A 20,453-nucleotide genomic window follows, 5' to 3' on the forward strand; every position below is an offset into this window, starting at 1 on the left:
TTAATCTTCTATAGGTTTTGAAATTCAATAGACTTAACTTTGCAGTAATAAATACGTTATGAATACAAGAAAACCTACTTTAGAAAAAATAAGCCCTGAATTTGGTAGTTCAATTTTAGTAAGGAAACATCAAATTGATGCTTATAAAGGAGAAAAAAAGCCGTTTTGGCATTTTCACCCAGAAATAGAATTAGTATATGTTAATAAAGGACAAGGAAAACGCCATATAGGTAATCACTTATCTTACTTTAATAATAGTCAACTCCTATTAATAGGTTCTAATTTGCCACACAATGGTTTTACGGACAGATTAACTATTAATGGTTCTGAAACCTTAGTGCAATTTAAACCCGAATTTTTAGGGGATCGTTTTTTTGATATTCCAGAAATGGAAGCTATTAACCAATTGTTTGAACTTTCTAAAAAAGGAATTCTTTTTGGTGTTAAAACAAAATTGAAGCTAGGAAAGAAAATTGAAAAGCTAAATGAAAAAACAGGCTTCAAAAAAATATTAATTTTATTAGAGGTGTTACATGGTTTAGCAAAATCTGAAGATTATACCATATTAAATGCGGATGGATTTGCTTTTGAAACAGAACCTCAAGATAGTGCTAAGATTGATGTGATTTTTAAACATGTTAACCAAAACTTCCAGCAACATATTAGTTTAGATGAAATTGCTGATAAGGTTAGTATGACGGTTCCTGCATTCTGTCGCTACTTTAAAAAAGTAACAGGGAAAACATTTACTAAGTTGGTTAATGAATACCGTATTGTACATGCAACTAAATTACTTTCTGAAAGTCAAATGAGTATTGCAGATGTAAGCTTTGAATGCGGTTTCAATAATTTTTCTCACTTTAATAAGTTGTTTAAAGAATTTACAGGTAAAAGTGCTTCTAAATATAGAGGAGAGTTAAAGATGATGGTTCAATAATTAATAGTTTTTATATTTAATAGATACTTATGGACGATAAAATTGAAATTGCGATTGCTTATTATTCTAAAAAAGGTCAAGATATTTTAGATGCTGTAAACTCAAATAGTAACTTATCAGCAGATGAAATAATTCAATATGGTGAAGAAATGGCCATTATAGAATATAAATTAACGGCTTTAGAAGTTGCTAAAGAAAATTAATTAGAAGATTCTTTAAAATTAATAATACATTGGTTTTTTAATTCTTTGTAATGACATGGTCTAAAATTATATTAAATATATTTGTAATTCATTAATTATCAATTAAACTAAAATTATGAATTTAAAATCTACTTATTTTTACTGCCTTTTTTTACTAATTTTTGCAAGTTGTAGCGACTCTGCTTCAGATGATTTTGAAGGAGCTAATCCTGATGCTGAAGCAAGATATATAAAAACGATAGCCATTGTTTCTGCTCAAGATGGTGAAGATGATACTACAATAACCGTTAATTATGATGCTGCAGATAGAGTCTCATCTGTTACAGACGGCACAGAGAGTAGTATTTTTGTTTATAGTAATAGTGAACTAACTAATGTAAGTGGTAGTGGAGATAACTTAAATATAGAAGAGTTATATGAATCTCCTTATAATGCTTTTGAAACAGGAGAGGTAACGGAATATGATGATAATGGTAATCCTAAAATGATAACATTTTATGTATCTGATTACGATTATATGACTGATGAAGAAACAGAGGTTGAATACACAGCTGAAATTACTTATGACGCTAATCCTAATCCATATTTTTACACATTAAAAGCTGCAGGTATAATTGATGTTTTAGATAATGTAGGTTTACATTTAACTTTAAATAGCTCTAGTTCTGAGGTTGTACAAGCTAGATTATTATTTCCTGTAAATAATATTACTGCTATTAAATATAGAGATGAAAATGGAGAATTGCTTTTTGAGTTAGATGCAGATTATGTTTATAACAGTGTTAATTATCCTGTTTCTGGTACTGTAGCAGGTACGTATTACGAAGAGGAATATGACGGAGAAGTATACACAGAAACAAGTATCTATTCTGCGAATTACACGTATAGAGATTAAATATATAATCCAATAAATAAAAAAGTGCGATTTTGAATTTTCAAAATCGCACTTTTTTATTTTTCACCATTCCACTCAGCATAGAATTGTTTTAAAAATCCTTCCATGTAATTATGGCGTTCTAAGGCGATTTTTTTTCCTGTTTTGGTATTCATTTGGTCTTTGAGCAACAATAATTTTTCATAAAAATGATTAATTGTTGGTGCTGCAGAGTTTTTATATTTTGCCTTGCTCATATTAAGGTTGGGCTTAATTTCCGGATCATAAAGCGCTCTATCTTTAAATCCACCATAATTAAAACAACGTGCAATACCAATAGCTCCAATAGCATCCAGGCGATCTGCATCTTGTACAACTTCCATTTCTTTAGATGAAAAAGACGGGTTTAGATCAAATGAATTTTTAAAAGACATGTTTTCAATAATTTGAGTAACATGCTCAATAATTTCACTAGATACATTTTCTTGTAATAAAAATTGACTAGCTACTCTTGGTCCAATAGTCTCATCACCATTATTAAATTTAGGATCTGCAATATCATGAAGTAATGCGGCTAAAGAAACGACAGTTATATTAACGTCTTCTTGTTTAGCAATTAGTAATGTGTTTTTGTAAACACGTTCTATGTGAAACCAATCGTGACCACCTTCTGCATGTTTAAGTTCGGTTTTTACGAACTTAATGGTGGCTTCAATGAGTTGAGCTTCGTTAATGGTCATGCTAAAATATTATGCTGGATCTACCCATTTAAATTGAAATGAATTTTCAGGAATTTTAATACGCTCAGATAAACGATACATTCTTGGAGGTAGCTTCATAAGGTAATCTCTTGCCTTTTCAGCTTCGTCATTAAGACCTGTAATTTTATCAATTTCCCAACGGTCAATTAATTTCTGAAGAATATCAACATAATCGTTAGATGTATAAACGCCAATACGTTGTGCTGTGTTAGAAAATTCTTCGAATGCAGTTCCTATGCTTTCGCCAGATTCTCTTAAAAAATGAGCTGGCATGGCAATTTTACGCTTCATCATATCATGAAAAGCCATCATCATCTGACTTGGATCTACAGCAAAAATACGCTCTACAAATTCTGAATACGCATGGTGGTGACGCATCTCATCTCCAGAAATAATCTTACACATTTTAGCCAATTGTTTATTACCTTTTTGTTTGGCAATTTTAGCTACACGATTATGAGAAATATATGTTGCTAATTCTTGAAAACTAGTATAAACAAAGTTTTTATAAGGATCTCTACCTGTGCCAATATCAAAACCATCATTAATTAAATACTGCGTAGTTTTTTCAATTTCGCGCATATTTACACGACCAGATAAGTATAAGTATTTATTAAGAACATCGCCATGTCTGTTTTCTTCGCCTGTCCAATGTCTTAACCATGTAGACCATCCGTTGCGTTCTACTTGGTCCACTCCTTCAACATCCATAAGCCAAGATTCATAACTAGGTAAAGCTTCTTCAGTAATCATATCTCCAACTAAAACCACCCAAAAATCATAAGGTAGTTCTTTAGAAAGTTCTCTAATTTCTTTAACGTCTTCAAAAAATGTGTCTTTAGTAGAATCTGGCAAGAAATCTGTAGGTTGCCAAATTTTTTCAACAGGAATTAAATATTTTTCAATAAGAGATTGTACATCTTTTTCAAGATGCTGCATCACTTCCAATCTTACATTTTTCAACGACATATATATAGTAGTTTTAAGGATGTTTAACGTTCAATAGCATCAACAATTGTTTGCTCTAATTGCTGAATTAATTCGGTCTTATCTGTAAAGTTAATAATTTCTAAGGGCTTATGTACGGTAAATTTAATATGATTTCCTATTCCCATTGGAAACGCACCATAGCGTAACATCTTCCATGAATTATTTACAGTTATCGGAACGATTAAAGCAGAAGGAGCTTTTTTCATTAAAAGTTCTAATCCTTTAGTCTTAAATGGCCTCGGATTTCCGTCTTTGCTTCTTGTGCCTTCAGGGAAAATAACAGCGGCTCTTTTTGTTTTTTCTATGTATTCGGCAAATTTCATCATAGCCGGTAATGCCTGACGTGGATTTTTTCGATCTATTAATACGGAGCCACCATGACGTAAATTATAAGAGATGCTTGGAATACCTTTTCCTAATTCTTTTTTAGAAACAAATTTTACATGATGTTTACGCAGATACCACAATATTGGTGAAATGTCGTACATGCTTTGGTGGTTAGCAACAATAATTAGAGGTCTATCTGTACTGATATCATAAGGGTTATTAAAAGAAATTCTAGTGCCTAAAATATTAAGACAGCGCATAATTGCAAACTGTAAAGCGTCTACTGCTTTTTTTAGCCCTTTGTAACCAAATACTTTATGGCAAAACCATTGAATAACATGAAATATAACTAAGGTGAGTCCAAAGCATAAATAAAACAAAACCGAAAGAGGATAGGCTAATAGTTTTCTCATAATGCAAATGTAAATTAATGTAATTTAGGCACAAAAAAACCACGAAGTATTTCGTGGTTTTTTTAAAATTTGAGCTAGCTTTTTAAGCTATGTTCTTTTTTTAGCAATGCTCATTATAAGCATCCATAAGGTTTTCTGAGATTAACTCTGCAGGACGACCTTCAATATGGTGACGCTCTAACATGTGCACCAATTCTCCGTCTTTAAATAAAGCCATACATGGCGAACTTGGAGGAAATGGAATCATGTGTCCTCTTGCAGCATCAACAGCTTCTTTGTCAACACCTGCAAAAACAGTAACGATATGATCTGGATGCTTTGCATTTTTTAAACTCATGCGAGCTCCAGGTCTTGCATTTGCTGCAGCACAACCACATACAGAGTTTATAACCACTAAAGTTGTTCCTTCTTTTGCAATCGCGTTATCTACAGATTCTGCTGTATGTAATTCTTCAAAACCAACTTTGGTTAAATCCTCACGCATTGGTTTTACTAATTCTGCTGGGTACATATTTTTGTATTTTAATTAATCTTAATTTGAAATGCAAAGATAATGAAAAATAGTGGGCAGATTTCAGTAGCTAGTTGTCAGTTTAAATGATGGTATTTTGGTTTTCAATAGTGTTGTAAAACTATCTACTAAATGTGAGAAGAAAACCATCTGCAGCAACACCTTCGTCTAATATAAGTTGCGATGTTGTTAAGGTGGTAATTGCATGATCAATACCATGATTATGTATAACTAAGTATCCAACTTCGCCTGTCGTGGTAAGTACTTGGAAGTCATAATATCCAGATGATAGACCATCATAAATAACTTCTTCGGTGTTATTATTGGTCACTGTTAATTTTAAATTACTATTGTCAAAATCCCATGTTATAAGTCCTATTTCAAAATCGTCATCTATACCAGCGAAACCTCCTGAAACATTTATTAAAGACCAAGAACCATTAAGGGTCGCGTTTGTGTCTTGCTGTGCGTCGTCATCAGAATTGCATCCTAAAGTAATTAGGGCTAGGATTAGAATGTATAATTTAGATTTCATAATAATAGGTGTTGGTTGTATATAAGAGATACCAAATTATATAAAAGGTTGCGTACAAAATGTAATTTCATACAACTAACAAATAGTATCTTTGAATTTCAAAAAAAAAGTATAGATGAGTTTTGCAAAATGGATTGGTGGTGCTTTAGGATGGTCGTTTGGTGGTCCAATAGGTGCTATTATAGGATTGGCTCTTGGTAGCTTTGTCGATAATTTAACAGACAATGGTGCGCCTTTACTTGGTGATCGTCGAGCAGAAAGACAAGGTGATACGTATAAAGAGGTACCAAATTATGGTAGACGTGCACAACAAACGCAAACACAATCTGGCGATTTCGAGGTAAGTTTGTTAATTCTGGCCTCTATTGTTATTAAAGCAGATGGTAAGCAAGATCAGCGTGAATTAGATTTTGTGCGTCAGCAATTTACCAATATGTATGGTAAGGATAGAGCTAATAAAGCTTTTGAATTATTTAAGCGTATTACCAAGCAAAATATTTCTACTCGTCAGGTGTGTTTGCAGATTAAGCAAATGATGGATCATGCTTCGCGATTACAATTACTTCATTTTTTATTCGGAATTGCTAAAGCAGATGGTATTGTTACAGAAGACGAATTACGTCAAATTTTTACTATAACCGGTTATTTGGGTATAAGTAATAGAGATTATCAGAGTATTAAAGCGATGTTTTATAACAGTAGTGATAATGCCTATAAAATTCTTGAAATTGATAAATCTGCGACAGATTCTGAAGTTAAAAAAGCCTACAGAACCATGGCTAAAAAATACCATCCAGATCGTGTTGGGCATTTAGGTAAAGAACATCAAGAAGGTGCTGAAGCTAAATTTAGATTAGTGCAGGAATCTTATGAGCACATTCAAAAAGAACGCGGGTTTAAATAGTCTATTATTTTTAGTGTGCCGTTGTTGGTAGTTGGTTGTTAGATGTTAAAAAAAAATAGCTTATTGCTTCCTCTTTTTTTCTTTCTCTCGTTTTTCAATGTATTTAAAGTAGCGTTGTGTTTTGTACTTATTATAAATAAAAACACATAGCACAATAAACGCAACAAGGATTAATCCGTCTTTTCCGGTAAAATAATTTAATAGTTTCATGAGGCTTAAAAATATTATACTCAGTCGATATTGAGTGTTGAATCTTTCATTTTTGTATTAAATGTTGATGTCAACATAGAGAACTTACCCTCTAAACAAAAAGAAATCATCCTTCATATCTTCAATCTGTGCATCTTCATTAGTTATGATGTAATCTATGGCTTTAGACGTGAAATCATTACCTTTCTTTGTTAATGATACTACATTGTTTTCAATAAGAATCATGTTATTTTTTAGTGCTAAATCTAAAACCGTTTTAGCGCGTACTTTTTGCCAATTTATATGCTCGTTAAGGTGATTGACATGTCTTTCTTCAACTTCATCATGGTTTTTTAAGTGTAATAAAAAAGTCAGCAGTGATACTTCGGTGCGTTGTTGCTTTTCTCTATACATTACGGCAATAATGCCTTTTAAAGGTGCAAATAAGTACACCATTAAAAATACAAATCCAAGAACAGTTGTAATAGATCCAGCAATAGAAGCATCTAGCCAATGTGCCACCCAATACCCTAAAATGGCACTAAATATTCCGAAACTTATAGCAAGTGCCAGCATTTTTTTTAAATCGGTAGTTAATAAATAAGCTGCTGCAGCTGGAGCAATCATTAGTGCAACGACTAAAATAGCACCAACGGCATCAAAAGCTCCGACTGTAGTTACTGATGCTACAGACATTAATCCATAATGAATAATGGCTGGAGATAAACCTAACGATGCTGCCAAGCCTTTGTCAAATGTGCTTATTTTTAATTCTTTAAAAAATAGTATTAAAAGCGTGATGGTAATTAGTAGAATGGTGCCAACGACCCAAAGAGATTTAGGGCCAACATCTGTTCCGTTAATAAATAGACGATCAAAAGGTGCAAAGGCTAATTCTCCTAATAAAACGGCATCAACATCTAAATGAACATCATTGGCATTTTTGGCAATTAGAATCACTCCAATACTAAATAAGGCAGGAAAGACTAATCCTATAGCTGTATCTTCTTTTACTAATCCTGTTTTTTGAATATATTCTACTAACACAACGGTTATTATTCCGGTTAAAGCAGCAAGTAGAATTAATAAAGGTGAATTTAAATCTTGTGTAATAAAGAAACCTACCACGATTCCTGGTAAGATAGAATGACTTATAGCATCGCTTATCATTGCCATTTTTCGCAGTACTAAAAATGTTCCTGGAATGGCGCAAGCCACAGCAACAATACATGCAATAAGTTGTATTTCTAGTTGTGCGCTACTCATCTTTGGTGCTTTGTTTAGTGTACAAATTGGCTGCAGTTTCAAAACCAGTTTTAGTTAGGCTCCACATGTTTCCATTAAGTTGTACATAATTTTTATCGACTAATTTTTGAAGTGTGTTTTTGGTGTAACCTTGAAAATTATTTAAAAGTTTAATTGCATGCGGATGCGAGATATCTTCATGTGTTTCTGCAATGTGATGCATAAAGGTTAGTGTTTTGTGTAATTCTAAATCACGACGATTTTTAATAAATCGGATTTGTCTAAACAGTAATCCACGACTTGGCGAAAATATAAATGAAAATGCAACAAAGACTGCAGCAACTAAGACTATAACAGGACCTGTAGATAAATTGTTTTGGCTAGCACTAATTGCAGTACCTAAGATTCCTGACGATGCTCCGAAGATAGCAGCTAGAAAAACCATAACAGATAAGCTATTAGTCCATTGTCTTGCAGCAGCAGCAGGTGCTAAAAGCATAGCACTCATTAATACAACTCCAACGGTTTGTAGTCCTAATACAATTGCTAAAACAATAAACACAGTAATAAGAATATCAATTATCTTAGTATTAAAACCAAGTGTTTTGGTATAGTCCTTGTCAAACAATAGAATTTTAAATTCTTTCCAAAACGTAAGCATTACAATGAGGCAAATTCCAGTTACAATTGCCATAGTCCAAACATCACTTTCTACTAAAGTGGCGGCTTGTCCAAAAAGGTACTTGTCTAATCCGGCTTGGTTGGCATTGGGTTGTTTTTGTATAAACGTGAGTAGCAACATTCCAAATCCAAAAAATAAGGATAGAATTAAACCTAAAGCGGTATCCGATTTTAAGTGGGTTTTGGATACAATTCCTCTAATCCAAAATGTTCCAATTAATCCGCTAATTAAGGCACCAATTAATAAAGTATTACTGTCTTTTGCTCCAGTAATTAAAAATGCAATGGCAATTCCAGGTAAGGCTGCATGAGAAATAGCATCACCCAATAAACTTTGTTTTCTTAGTACAGCAAAACTGCCAAGCATTCCTGTTACAGCACCTAAAATAGCTGTGCCAAGAGTTATGGTTCTTAGTGTGTAGTCTGTGAAAACTAGTTGTATGTATTCTGTTATATCCATAATTCCTGGGAAATGGGAATCTCCTATTTCACAATAGTTAACGTTGTTTTGTCATTCCTGCGTAGGCAGGAATCCACTTATAGTTCTTTATTTCTCTTATTTAGATTCCTGCCTTCGCAGGAATGACAGCTACTCCTGTATACTCACTTTATAATTAATACCGTAAGTCTTTGTGAGATTATCATCATTAAAAATATCTTTAACTGGTCCTGTTGCAATTTTCTTTACATTTAAAAACGTTACCCAATCAAAATATTCTGGAACTGTTTGTAAATCATGATGCACCACAATAACAGTTTTGCCTGCTTTTCTCAGTGCTTTTAATATGTTAATAATTGCAATTTCAGTTGAGGCATCTACACCTTGAAAGGGTTCGTCCATAAAATAAATGGAAGCGTTTTGAACCAAAGCTCTAGCCAAAAATATACGTTGTTGTTGTCCTCCAGAAAGCTGACTTATTTGTCGGCTTTTAAAAGATAGCATTCCTACTTTTTCCAACGCTTCTAGTGATGCTTTTTTTTCTTTTTGTCCTGGGCGTTTTATCCAACCTAAGCTTCCGTAAGTTCCCATCATTACCACATCTAATGCTGTGGTTGGGAAATCCCAATCTACACTTCCTTTTTGAGGTACATAAGCAACGAGTTGTCTTTGTTTTTCGTAAGGCTTTCCGTAAATACTTACACTACCAGCAATAGGTTTTAAAATACCCAGAATTGATTTTATAAGCGTAGATTTTCCGGCGCCATTAGGACCAACGATAGCCATTAGAACTCCTTCTGGGATTTCTAAATCGATATCCCAAAGTACAGGTTTGTAGTTATAGGCGACAGTTAAATCATCTACTTTTACTGCAATCTTTCCTGTAGAAGCAGGTGTCTCTTTGTCAACGGAATGATTATTCACATTATTACTGTTTTAATTTAAGCTTCCTTTTTATTAGTACAAACTTAGTTTAAGGCGCCTACAATTGTTTTAATATTATAACGATACATGCCAACATAAGTACCTTCTAGTGAATCTGGATTTCCAAGAGCATCTGAGTATAATGTACCTCCAATAATGACGTCATGACCTTTAGATTTTACAGCTTCCTGTAGCGCTTCAATAGTTCTTTTAGGTACAGAACTTTCAATAAAAATAGCTTTAATTTTATATTGAATAATGAACGAAGCTAATTTTTGTACATCTTGTACACCAGCTTCAGTTGCTGTAGATATTCCTTGTAATCCTACAACTTTAAAACCGTAAGCTTGTCCAAAATAATTAAAAGCATCATGAGCTGTAACTAATATTCTTTTTTCAGCAGGAAGTTGATTAATTACTCCTTGTATATCATTTTTTAATTTGTCTAAATCTGTTAAATAATGCTTTTCGTTTTCTCTAAAAATTTCAGCGTTTTTAGGATCTTTTTCAGCTAGGACATTAGTTACTTTTTTTGCAAATTCTTTAAAGAAATCAATATCAAACCATACATGAGGATCGTAGTTTGAAGCAAAATATTCTGAACCAATAAGCTTACTTTTATCTAAAGATTCAGCTAGTGAAATTGGTGTTTTAGTTTGACTTGACATTTTTTCAAAAACGTCAACTAATTTTCCTTCTAAATGTAATCCATTAAAAAATATAATATCTGCATCCACTAACTTAGTAACATCACCTTCACTAGCTTTATATAAATGCGGATCTACACCACTCCCCATTAAGCCTTGAACATTTATGGCGTCTCCTCCTATGTTTTTAACCAAATCAGTTATCATAGAAGTCGTGGTAACTACATTTAGCTTCCCATTATCTTTAGCAGCATCCTTACAAGCCGTAAAAATGAGAGTGATAGCTAAGAATAAAGTTATTTTTTTCATATATCTAAATATTTATTACGAAGGTACTAAAAAAGACTGATTTACTTCAAATTATATCGTAACCCAATGAATAATCGTATACCTTGATTTGGACCATATACATAAGCGGGATCAAAAGTTAAGGCGTAAGGGTTATCTGCTGTAGCTACGACATCTCCATTTCCATCAAACTGTACGTTTTCATCAAAGGGATCATCTGCTCTCGCGATTATAAAAGGATTTCCTTTGTTCGGTGTCCAATTGAGTAAGTTTTTTACACCACCATAAATCTCTAAGTTATCGAAGCCATCATAGGTCGCTTGTATATTTTGAACACTCCAGGTTGGTGAATATTCGTTTCTTGGATCTAAGTCTCCAAGCAAAGGCAAGCGCATTGGTCCATAAAGATTACCTGTATAATCGAAAGTAAGGTTAGTGGCGTAATTTTTATAAGATAATGACCAAACACCAGAGTATTCCTCTGTTAATATTTGTTTGGTGCGTTCACCATTTTCAGTTTGTGCAACATCTTGAAAAGTAGCTCCAACTGAAGCGCTAATACCACTTCCAAAAACCGCATCTATATTAAAACTTAAACCTTTAGATTCTGAGTAGCCATCAAGATTGTCGTAGATAATTTGATTAGGGTTGGTATCGTAATCTGGTATAATGGCATTGGTAAAGTAGGTGTACCAGACTGAGGTATCAAAGGTGAAATACATGCCATTGTTGAGGTAGAGTTTTTTGAGGTAGTTTAAATTAACGTTGTAAGATTCTTCGGGTTGTAACTCGGATTGAATTATAACATCTCGTGCTCCTGTAAGTGCAGCATGTTCTTCGGTAAATAAGTTGACGACTCTAAACCCTGTACCAGCATTTAATCTAATAATATCAGTGTCCGTTGGTTTGTATCTGTAGGCTAATCGTGGTGTCAAAATGCTTCCGTGTCTGCTATCATAATCGTAACGTAAACCTAAAAGTAAACTTTGTTTTTTAGTAAAGTCGATTTCATCTTGTATAAAAAGTGAAGGTATTGTGACTTCGTCTGCAGTTATGGTTGCTGTAGTATTATCGTTGTAATAATTGTAGCGTAGTGCTGTTCCGAATAATAAATCGTGTTTATTAATGGTCTTGTCCCAAATTAATTGTCCAAATCCAATGCGTTGTTGTGCTAAATACGGTGTGTTTCCATACACTGAGTTTTGATCGTGATCAGAATAAGAAAACTGAAGATTGACTTTTTCAGTCATTGGTAATTGGTAGTCTCCTAAGATTTCGAAACGTGAAGTGTAAATGCTTTCTCCATAAATTTCATCACCTCCTCTGTAGTCAGAATTCCATTGCATTTCTCCTCCCCAACGATCTTCATAAAAATAACGACCGGCTAGAGACAACTTACGATCGTTAGTCCGCTTAAAGTCCCATTTTTGAAATATTGAAATCCGGTCTTGAAGCGTTACATCTGTAAAATTATCATTATTGTTATCTATTGGATTATCATATTTAAAATAATTAGTACCGAAGAGTACATTGGCTTTATCTCCAACTTTTGCCTTAAAACCTAAATCTAAATTCATTTCGCCCCAACCTGTTACAAAGGCATCAGCAAAAAAACGAGGTGAATTTTCTGGTAATTTTGTAATAACATTTATAAGTCCACCAACAGCTTCACTTCCGTATAATGATGATGCAGGTCCTTTTACAACTTCAATTTGTTCAATAAGCGAATTAGGAATGCCAGAAAGTCCATAAACAGTAGATAGGCCACTAACAATTGGCATACCATCGATTAAAACCAAAGTATAAGGTCCTTCGAGTCCGTTAATATGTATATCTCCTGTATTACAAACACTACAATTTAGTTGTGGTCTTACTCCATTGACATTCTGAAGTGCTTCAAAAATATTTGGAGTTGGGTTTTTCTTTAGAAATGTGGGTGTGTATACTTCAACAGGTACAGGACTTTCTAGTCGAGAGACGGGTTTTAGCGTTCCAGTAATTATTACTTCGTCTAGGCTTTCATTATAGGTTAAATTAAAATTTAAGGTAACATCAGCATTTGTAATTTCAACTTTCTTTTTTTGTGTAGTATAACCAGCAAAAGATGCTGCGATAGAATAGGTACCTGGTTTTAAACTTTTAATGCTATAAAAACCATACTCATCTGTTGTAGACCCTTTGGTTGTGGTCTCGACATAAATATTTGTATAAGGCAACGCTTCACCTTCAGCCATTACTTTACCCTTAATTTCATGTGTGTTTTGTGCATTTAAAGCCGTGAAAAAGGTAAGCGTAAATAGTATTGTTAGTCTCATCTTTATTAATTTTTAATCAAATATAAAAATAATTTTAGATTAGTCTAAAAATATTTTAAGAAATATATCTTTTCTATATTTGCAGAACACGATATAAGTATGATCACACTAACAGAAGAAAATTATATTAAAGCTATTTATCACTTAGCAAGCAACGGCGAAAAAACAGTGAATACAAATGCTATTGCTGCAGTGATGCAAACAAAAGCATCTTCTGTTACAGACATGATTAAAAAATTATCTGAAAAGAGTTATGTTGATTATAAAAAGTATCAAGGTGCAACACTAACGGATGATGGCAAGCGAGTTGCTGTAAATATTATTAGGAAACATAGGCTTTGGGAAGTGTTTTTAGTTGAAAAGTTGAATTTTTCTTGGGATGAGGTTCATGAAGTTGCAGAGCATTTAGAACATATTAAATCGGATAAGCTTATTGACGAATTAGATGCGTTATTAGAATTTCCGTCTCACGATCCTCATGGAGATCCAATTCCTGATAAGGAAGGTAATTTTAAGCATATCGAAAAAATTATGCTAGCAAAAGCTGAAGCAGGATCTACTTATAAATGTGTTGGAGTAGATGATACCTCGTCTAAGTTTTTAAAATATTTAGACAGTAATAGTATTGCTCTAGGAACTATAATTACCATAAAACACAAAGAGCCATATGATAATTCTGTAAAGATTGCTTTCGAAAACACTGAAATTGTAGTTTCTCAGAATGTCGCAAAAAATATTTATCTTAAGAAGGTATAGCCTTATTTTAGTTTTATTGTCTATTAAACGCTAAAATTATCTTAAAATAGCTAGCTCTAATAGTTAGTGTTCGTCTTACTCTTTAAGTTTGGTGAAATTATTATTTTTAAATTTTTATTCTATGTCTCATATGTTTAAGTCTAGTGTTGTTTGTTTATTACTTTTAGTATTAACTACAAGTTGTAAAAGTGAAAAGAAAGAAAATGTAGAAGTAGAAACTTCAGAACCTACAATGGAGGCTAAAGTTTTAGCACCAACAGAAGCTTTAGAAAAGGCGCATAGTAAAGATTTGTTTTTATCTCATAAGGCTATTGAGTTAGATATGGTTATTAATTTTGGAGGTAATGAACGCCTTAATGGTAAAATGACGTACCTCACAAATTCAACAAAAGGAAAAATTGAAATTAACGATGGTACTTTCCTTTATTTTGATGGAGATAAAGTATTTCATTCTCCAGATTTAAAAAACGATAAAGCCGCACGTTTTGATGCTTATACTTGGATGTATTTCCTATTGTTTCCAACTAAATTAAATGATCCTGGTACTATTTGGGCAGATGTTGAAGCACAACAACTTAATAATAAAACATACGACTCACAACGTTTAACGTTTGAGGCTAATACTGGAGACGCTCCAGACGATTGGTACATTGTTTACAGTGAGCCAAAAACAAATATCATTGATTATGTAGCTTATATTGTTACGGTTAATAAATCTACAGAAGCAGCAGAATCAGATCCTCATGCTATTGGATATTCAGACTATAAAATGATAGATGGTGTGCCAATAGCACATAATTGGGAGTTTTATGAATGGTCTAAAGATGGTGGTTTAGGTAAGGTTATTGGAAATACTGCAATAAGTAATGTGAAGTTTGTAACTCCAGAATCCAACACATTTGCAATTCCTGAAGGTTTTATTGAAAAATAAGAAGAGCGCACTTATATAATTGGGACTTATTTATTTTGAATAAATGCTTTTACGATAAATAAGAGCATCAGTTCTATGCCTATATAGAACACACCATGAATAAGGTTTAGGTTAAATAAGGCTACAAATATTACTGCAGAAATGCAAAGACCAACGCATATAAGAATGCCATTGATAAGATCTTTTGCAAAAGTTGTTTGGTTTGATTTATAATCGAAAAAATAGGCGACTAAAATTAATAGTAGAGACAAATCCGTGATTATAATTAATTAGCTTCCTTTTACGTTTCTGCTTAACTTAAGAAAAGGGTTTTTAGTGGCATCCACAACCGTCATCACCTCCACAGTTTTTAGCAGGCTTTTTCTTTGGTGACCAAATATATTTCCTTATTAAAAATAATAAAGCTAGGCCTAGAGCAGAAAAAACTAATATGTTTTGTATTAATGTATTCATTTTATTTTAGGACTTGAAAAGCGATTAATGCTACAATATACGCAAAAGCACTCATAATAACGAGTTGGTACATGGGCCATTTCCAAGAGTTTGTTTCACGTTTAACAATAGCTAGAGTACTCATACATTGCATAGCAAAAGCATAAAACAACAGTAATGAAATACCAGAAGCAAAGTTAAATAAAGGTCCACCAAGTATTGGGTTTACTTCACCTGCCATTCTGTTTTTAATGGTTTCTTCTTCGTCACTACCAACACTATAAATTGTAGCTAGTGTTCCAACAAAAACTTCACGAGCAGCGAAAGAACTTACAATAGCAATACCAATTTTCCAATCGTAACCTAATGGTCTAATGGCTGGTTCAATAGCATGACCAGCGATACCAATAAAGGAATGTTCTAATTTATGAGACTCTATTTTTTTATGTAATTCGTCTTTTGTTAAGTTTTCAGAAGCATATTGTTCGGTTACAATGTTTTCAGCATTGTTAAAATTCTCACCAGGTCCATAAGAGGCTAAAAACCAAAGAACAATTGAAATTGCTAAAATAATTTTACCAGCACCAAACACAAAGGCTTTTGTTTTTTCTAAAACAGTTAAAGCAACATTTTTAAACATTGGTAATTTATAATTCGGCATTTCTACGACAAAGAAACTCTTGCTTTTAATCTTTAATATTTTATTTAGAATCCAGGCAGAACCAACTGCAGCTCCAAAACCAATAAGATATAATAGCATTAAGGTTAAGGCTTGATAGCTTAATCCTAAAATTCGACCTTCAGGAATTACTAATGAGATAATAATAAGGTATACAGGTAATCTTGCAGAACAAGTTGTAAAAGGTGTTACTAAAATGGTAATTAGTCGCTCTTTCCAACTTTCAATATTACGTGTTGCCATAATTGCTGGAATGGCGCAAGCTGTACCCGAAATTAATGGAACAACACTTTTTCCGCTCAAACCAAAACGTCGCATAATCCGATCCATTAAAAATACCACACGACTCATATAACCGCTTTCTTCTAGAATAGAAATAAACAGAAATAAGAAGGCAATTTGCGGAATAAAAATAATAATACCACCAAGTCCTGAAATAATACCTTCGGCTAAAAGGTTCGTGAATGCACCTTCTGGCAACGTGTTTTTTGTCCACTCACTTAAGGATGCAAAAGAGCTATCTATAAAATCCATTGGAATACTAGACCAATCGTAAATGGCTTGAAAAATGGTTAATAAAATAGCAGCAAAAATTAAATAGCCCCAAACTTTATGGGTTAAAACTCTATCTAATCTTATGCGTAAATCTTTTGCGGAATTAAGGTCAATAGTTTGCCCTTTTTTAAGCGTTGCGTTTATAAATTGATAACGCTTAATGGTTTCTTTTTGCTGAAGCCGTTTTAAATCTGCTTTAGTTTTTGTTTTAAAATCTTCAACTTTATCAAAGGTTGCTCTGTCAGTTTTTCCGAAATTTACATCTTGCGTAATTACCAACCAAAGTTTATATAATAACTGATTTGGGAATGCTTTTCTTAAATTATCAAAATAAGCTTCGTCTATTGAAGATGCATGCAGACATGGTTTTGTTGAGAGCTCTTTAAAGTGTGTTATTAATTCTCTGAGTTCATCTATTCCTATGTTTTTCCGCGTGCTTATTAAGGCTATTTTAGTTTCTAATTGTTCCTCTAGGTAATCAATATCAAGCGAAATACCTTTATATGCCATTCTATCAGACATATTAATCACTAAAATTGTTGGGATCTGTAGATCTTTAATTTGTGTGAATAGTAAGAGGTTTCGTTTTAGGTTTTCGACATCACTAACAACTACAGCAACATCTGGATAATCTTTATCGTTTTTATTAAGGAGTAATTCAATAACAACATTTTCATCTAAAGACGATGCATTTAAACTGTACGTTCCAGGTAAATCTATAATATGGGCTTTAACACCGCGTGGAAGTTTACAAATACCTTCTTTTTTTTCGACAGTAATCCCAGGATAATTACCAACTTTCTGATTTAAACCAGTAAGGGCGTTAAAAACAGAGGTTTTTCCGGTGTTTGGATTTCCTATTAAAGCAACATTGATCTGCTTACTCATTTGAAGTTTCAATTAAAATGTGAATAGCAGTTTCTTTTCTAATGGCTAAATGAGAACCATTAATATTAAGATACATTGGGTCTGCAAAAGGAGCGACTTGTACTAGTTCTACGGAATTACCAGGTAAACAACCCATTTCGAGCAATTTTAATGGAATATGAATTGAAGACACATCTATGATAATGCCTTGTTGTCCACGTTTTAAATCTGCTAAAGTCAAATTTTTGCTTATTTAGAATTGTTTTAAAGAAGCAAAAGTAAGAGAATTTTGTTAGTGTAAAAAACTAGACTAAGAATATTTAAGAGCTTTATGAATTATTTATGATCCTTCAAAAGATTTTAAAGTTGCAATATCATCCATAAGGCGTTCAATATCCTCTGGTTTTGTACCATCGTAAAAGCCTCTAATTTGGCGTTTTTTGTCAACGAGCATAAAGTTTTCGGTATGGATCATATCATACTCATCACCATTACCATCTGTTTTTACAGCGAGATAGCTTTTTCTAGCGAGTTCATAGATTTGTTTTTTATCGCCTGTAACTAAGTTCCATTTTTTATCAATAACCCCTTTTTCAATAGCATATTTTTTAAGTTGAGCTACGCTATCAATTTTTGGAGTGACTGAATGCGAAAGCAACATAACATCATCGTCGTTAATAATTTGCTCTTGTATTAATACCATGTGACCTGTCATTATTGGACAAATGGTTTGGCAAGTGGTAAAGAAAAAATCTGCAACATAAATTTTGTCTTTATAGTTGTCTTGAGTTATGGTTTCGCCATTCTGATTGGTTAAACTAAAATTGGCAATTTTATGATATTTTAGTTGATGTTGAATAGTACTATCGACCAATTCTTCACTTACCATACCTGGTTGATATATAGGAAGGGGCTGCTTAACGTTTAGTACATTGTATATAATAGCAATGATTATAATAGAAAGTACAGAAAAGAATATTCCGAAATTTTTATAGCCTTTAAAAAAAGAAAGAAACGACATTATAACTGTGTAAAAGAAAGTTGAAATACAAAAATACGACTGAATCTCAATAAAAGCTTTATTTTTAACAATTAAAAGAACCGCTATGAAACAAATTTTGGGATGCTTATTAGTAGCATTCACACTACAAATAGGTGCGCAAGATTTTTATGAAACATTGAATGGAATTCGTGAGGCAGAAGCCAAATCGGCAATGCGCCAAATGATGAGTCCTCAAAATGATAATACAGGGAATTACGATGTAAAATATCATCGATTAGAGCTTAATGTAGATCCATCTGTTTCTGCAATCTCTGGAGATGTTACAACGTATTTTGAAGCTAAAGAAGCCATGACAGAGATTACTTTTGATTTGGCTGATAATATGACGGTTTCTCAAGTTTTGCAACGCGGAAATACGTTAAGTTATAGTCAAAACTCAGATGACGAATTAGTAATTACGTTACCAGTAACACAAAATCAAGGTGTTTTAGACTCATTAACAATTAGTTATTCTGGGAATCCTATAAGTTCAGGGTTTGATTCTTTTGAGCAAACCACTCACAATGGAGATCCTGTAATCTGGACACTTTCTGAGCCTTACGGAGCCAAAGGTTGGTGGCCTTGTAAACAAGATTTAATAGATAAGATAGATGCTATAGATGTCTATCTTACAACTCCAATATTAAACCCTTCAAACGAAAATTATGTTGCGGTTTCTAACGGTTTAGAGCAAAGTCAGACTATTATTGGTACAGATAAGGTGACGCATTTTAAGCACACACATCCTATTCCTGCTTATTTAATTGCGTTTGCGGTAACCAATTATGAAGTGTATTCTCACGAAGTTCCAAATAATGGAAATCCTTTTGATATTGTAAACTATGTTTATCCCGAAAGTTTAATAAGTGCGCAAGCAAGCACAGGTGTTACTGTAGATATCATGAATATTTTTACGGATCTTTTTGAAGAATATCCTTTTGCAGACGAAAAATATGGCCATGCACAGTTTGGATGGGGAGGAGGTATGGAGCATACAACAGTATCTTTTATGGGCTCTTTTAGTAGAAGCCTTATTGCTCATGAGCTTGCTCATCAGTGGTTTGGTAATAAAATTACCTGTGGTAGCTGGAAAGATATTTGGTTAAACGAGAGTTTTGCAACCTATTTAGCAGCGTTAGTTATAGAAAACCTAGATACTGAAACAGAGTTTAAAACTTGGAGGCAACAAACAGTTACCAATGTTGTATCTCAACCCAATGGTGCAGTCTATCTTACAGACCAAGACACCACAAGTGTTAATAGAATTTTTAGCAGTCGTTTATCTTATAATAAAGGAAGTATGGTTTTACATATGCTTAGAAAAAAGGTAGGAGACACTGATTTTTTTCAAGGCTTACAAGACTACTTAGCCACACCAAGTTTAGCTTTCGATTTTGCAAAAACGCAAGATTTTATAGATACGATGGAATTAACTACAGGTGAAGATTTAGATGAGTTTTTTAACGATTGGATTTATAATGAAGGCTATCCTAGTTATAACATCGATTGGAATCAAAACGGAAACCAATTACAATTAATGGTATCTCAAACACAAAGTGATACTTCCGTAGACTTTTTTGAAGCAGGTGTTCCTATTCGTGTAATTGGTACATTAGGTGAAAGTTTAGATGTTGTTCTAGATCATACAATAAATAATGAACAATTTTTAGAAACGGTGAATTTTACAGTTCAGAGTGTATTAGTTGATCCCGATTATCATTTGATTTCAAAAAATAATACAGCAACTTTAGGTATAGATGATTTTACTCTAGAGACAACTATTGTGTTGTATCCTAATCCAACAACTTCAATAATTAATATTACAAAACCAGAAGGTTTAGATGTAAAAAGCATTAAGGTCTATAATAGTTTAGGACAATTATTGTTGCAAAATAGTTGGACATCAAAACTTAATTTAAGCCGCTTGGCTTCGGGTTTACTTTTTGTGCAATTTCAAACAGAAGATGCCGTAATTAATAAACGAATAATTAAAAATTAGGGAAAGTAA

20 protein-coding genes are annotated in these 20,453 nt (G+C 33.0%); 7 read left to right on the top strand and 13 right to left on the bottom strand.

From position 1 onward, the window contains the following. The first annotated feature begins 58 nt into the window (after positions 1 to 58). From HM981_RS05710 to HM981_RS05720, 3 genes are all read left to right on the top strand, one after another. Entirely contained in the window at positions 59 to 937 is an 879-nt protein-coding gene (locus HM981_RS05710; protein ID WP_179337605.1) for an AraC family transcriptional regulator, read from the top strand. Positions 938 to 966: 29 nt separating this feature from the next. After that, a complete protein-coding gene (locus HM981_RS05715; protein ID WP_179337606.1) occupies positions 967 to 1,140 on the top strand; it encodes a hypothetical protein in 174 nt (57 codons plus the stop codon). Between the two features lie 115 nt (positions 1,141 to 1,255). Then, positions 1,256 to 2,035, top strand: coding sequence for a hypothetical protein (locus HM981_RS05720; RefSeq protein ID WP_179337607.1), 780 nt, complete (start codon positions 1,256 to 1,258; stop codon positions 2,033 to 2,035). A gap of 56 nt (positions 2,036 to 2,091) precedes the next feature. On the opposite strand, the gene HM981_RS05725 is transcribed toward HM981_RS05720, so the two are convergent. From HM981_RS05725 to HM981_RS05745, 5 genes are all read right to left on the bottom strand, one after another. Then, positions 2,092 to 2,754, bottom strand: coding sequence for an HD domain-containing protein (locus HM981_RS05725; protein ID WP_218846282.1), 663 nt, complete (start codon positions 2,752 to 2,754; stop codon positions 2,092 to 2,094). A gap of 9 nt (positions 2,755 to 2,763) precedes the next feature. Continuing rightward, positions 2,764 to 3,744, bottom strand: coding sequence for an acyl-ACP desaturase (locus tag HM981_RS05730; RefSeq protein WP_179337608.1), 981 nt, complete (start codon positions 3,742 to 3,744; stop codon positions 2,764 to 2,766). A 23-nt stretch (positions 3,745 to 3,767) separates the two neighbouring features. Next, entirely contained in the window at positions 3,768 to 4,505 is a 738-nt protein-coding gene (locus HM981_RS05735) for a lysophospholipid acyltransferase family protein (protein WP_179337609.1), read from the bottom strand. A gap of 100 nt (positions 4,506 to 4,605) precedes the next feature. Continuing rightward, positions 4,606 to 5,016, bottom strand: coding sequence for a BrxA/BrxB family bacilliredoxin (locus HM981_RS05740; RefSeq protein ID WP_179337610.1), 411 nt, complete (start codon positions 5,014 to 5,016; stop codon positions 4,606 to 4,608). Between the two features lie 121 nt (positions 5,017 to 5,137). Further along, positions 5,138 to 5,551 (bottom strand): hypothetical protein, encoded by a 414-nt coding sequence (locus tag HM981_RS05745; protein ID WP_179337611.1) that lies wholly within the window; start codon positions 5,549 to 5,551, stop codon positions 5,138 to 5,140. A 115-nt stretch (positions 5,552 to 5,666) separates the two neighbouring features. On the opposite strand from HM981_RS05745, the gene HM981_RS05750 reads away from it, so the two are divergent. Further along, positions 5,667 to 6,455, top strand: a complete 789-nt coding sequence (locus tag HM981_RS05750) for a TerB family tellurite resistance protein (protein WP_179337612.1) — start codon at positions 5,667 to 5,669, stop codon at positions 6,453 to 6,455. Positions 6,456 to 6,749: 294 nt separating this feature from the next. On the opposite strand, the gene HM981_RS05755 is transcribed toward HM981_RS05750, so the two are convergent. The 5 genes from HM981_RS05755 to HM981_RS05775 all read right to left on the bottom strand — a co-directional run bounded on the left by HM981_RS05755 (position 6,750) and on the right by HM981_RS05775 (position 13,183). Further along, positions 6,750 to 7,910 (bottom strand): metal ABC transporter permease, encoded by a 1,161-nt coding sequence (locus HM981_RS05755; RefSeq protein ID WP_179337613.1) that lies wholly within the window; start codon positions 7,908 to 7,910, stop codon positions 6,750 to 6,752. Further along, positions 7,903 to 9,030 carry a metal ABC transporter permease gene (locus HM981_RS05760; RefSeq protein WP_179337614.1) on the bottom strand — a complete coding sequence of 376 codons (1,128 nt, stop codon included), beginning with the start codon at positions 9,028 to 9,030 and terminating at the stop codon, positions 7,903 to 7,905. The genes HM981_RS05755 and HM981_RS05760 overlap by 8 nt, the downstream gene beginning before the upstream one ends. Positions 9,031 to 9,159: 129 nt before the next feature. Further along, a complete protein-coding gene (locus HM981_RS05765; protein ID WP_317167165.1) occupies positions 9,160 to 9,933 on the bottom strand; it encodes a metal ABC transporter ATP-binding protein in 774 nt (257 codons plus the stop codon). Positions 9,934 to 9,977: 44 nt separating this feature from the next. Continuing rightward, entirely contained in the window at positions 9,978 to 10,889 is a 912-nt protein-coding gene (locus HM981_RS05770; RefSeq protein ID WP_179337615.1) for a metal ABC transporter solute-binding protein, Zn/Mn family, read from the bottom strand. 41 nt (positions 10,890 to 10,930) lie between these two features. Further along, the gene (locus HM981_RS05775) at positions 10,931 to 13,183 is read right to left on the bottom strand and encodes a TonB-dependent receptor (RefSeq protein WP_179337616.1); all 2,253 of its coding nucleotides are present in this window, start codon (positions 13,181 to 13,183) and stop codon (positions 10,931 to 10,933) included. A gap of 99 nt (positions 13,184 to 13,282) precedes the next feature. Here HM981_RS05775 and HM981_RS05780 point away from each other — a divergent pair, with 99 nt between their 5' ends. Next, positions 13,283 to 13,939 (top strand): metal-dependent transcriptional regulator, encoded by a 657-nt coding sequence (locus tag HM981_RS05780; protein ID WP_179337617.1) that lies wholly within the window; start codon positions 13,283 to 13,285, stop codon positions 13,937 to 13,939. 121 nt (positions 13,940 to 14,060) lie between these two features. Next, on the top strand, positions 14,061 to 14,870 hold the full coding sequence (locus tag HM981_RS05785) for a DUF6503 family protein (RefSeq protein WP_179337618.1): 810 nt from the start codon (positions 14,061 to 14,063) through the stop codon (positions 14,868 to 14,870). Positions 14,871 to 15,324: 454 nt separating this feature from the next. Here HM981_RS05785 and feoB read toward each other — a convergent pair whose 3' ends face one another. From feoB to HM981_RS05800, 3 genes are all read right to left on the bottom strand, one after another. Then, positions 15,325 to 17,424: a ferrous iron transport protein B gene (gene feoB / locus HM981_RS05790; protein WP_179337619.1), complete on the bottom strand. Its 2,100-nt coding sequence runs from the start codon at positions 17,422 to 17,424 to the stop codon at positions 15,325 to 15,327. Then, on the bottom strand, positions 17,417 to 17,644 hold the full coding sequence (locus HM981_RS05795; protein ID WP_179337620.1) for a FeoA family protein: 228 nt from the start codon (positions 17,642 to 17,644) through the stop codon (positions 17,417 to 17,419). The genes feoB and HM981_RS05795 overlap by 8 nt, the downstream gene beginning before the upstream one ends. Positions 17,645 to 17,743: 99 nt before the next feature. Further along, complete coding sequence (locus HM981_RS05800) at positions 17,744 to 18,424, bottom strand: SCO family protein (RefSeq protein ID WP_179337621.1); 681 nt, start codon at positions 18,422 to 18,424, stop codon at positions 17,744 to 17,746. Between the two features lie 85 nt (positions 18,425 to 18,509). Here HM981_RS05800 and HM981_RS05805 point away from each other — a divergent pair, with 85 nt between their 5' ends. After that, positions 18,510 to 20,444: a M1 family aminopeptidase gene (locus HM981_RS05805; RefSeq protein WP_179337622.1), complete on the top strand. Its 1,935-nt coding sequence runs from the start codon at positions 18,510 to 18,512 to the stop codon at positions 20,442 to 20,444. The last annotated feature ends 9 nt before the right edge of the window (positions 20,445 to 20,453 follow it).

The sequence above is a fragment of the Winogradskyella ludwigii genome, from assembly GCF_013403985.1.
Classification (GTDB): domain Bacteria; phylum Bacteroidota; class Bacteroidia; order Flavobacteriales; family Flavobacteriaceae; genus Winogradskyella; species Winogradskyella ludwigii.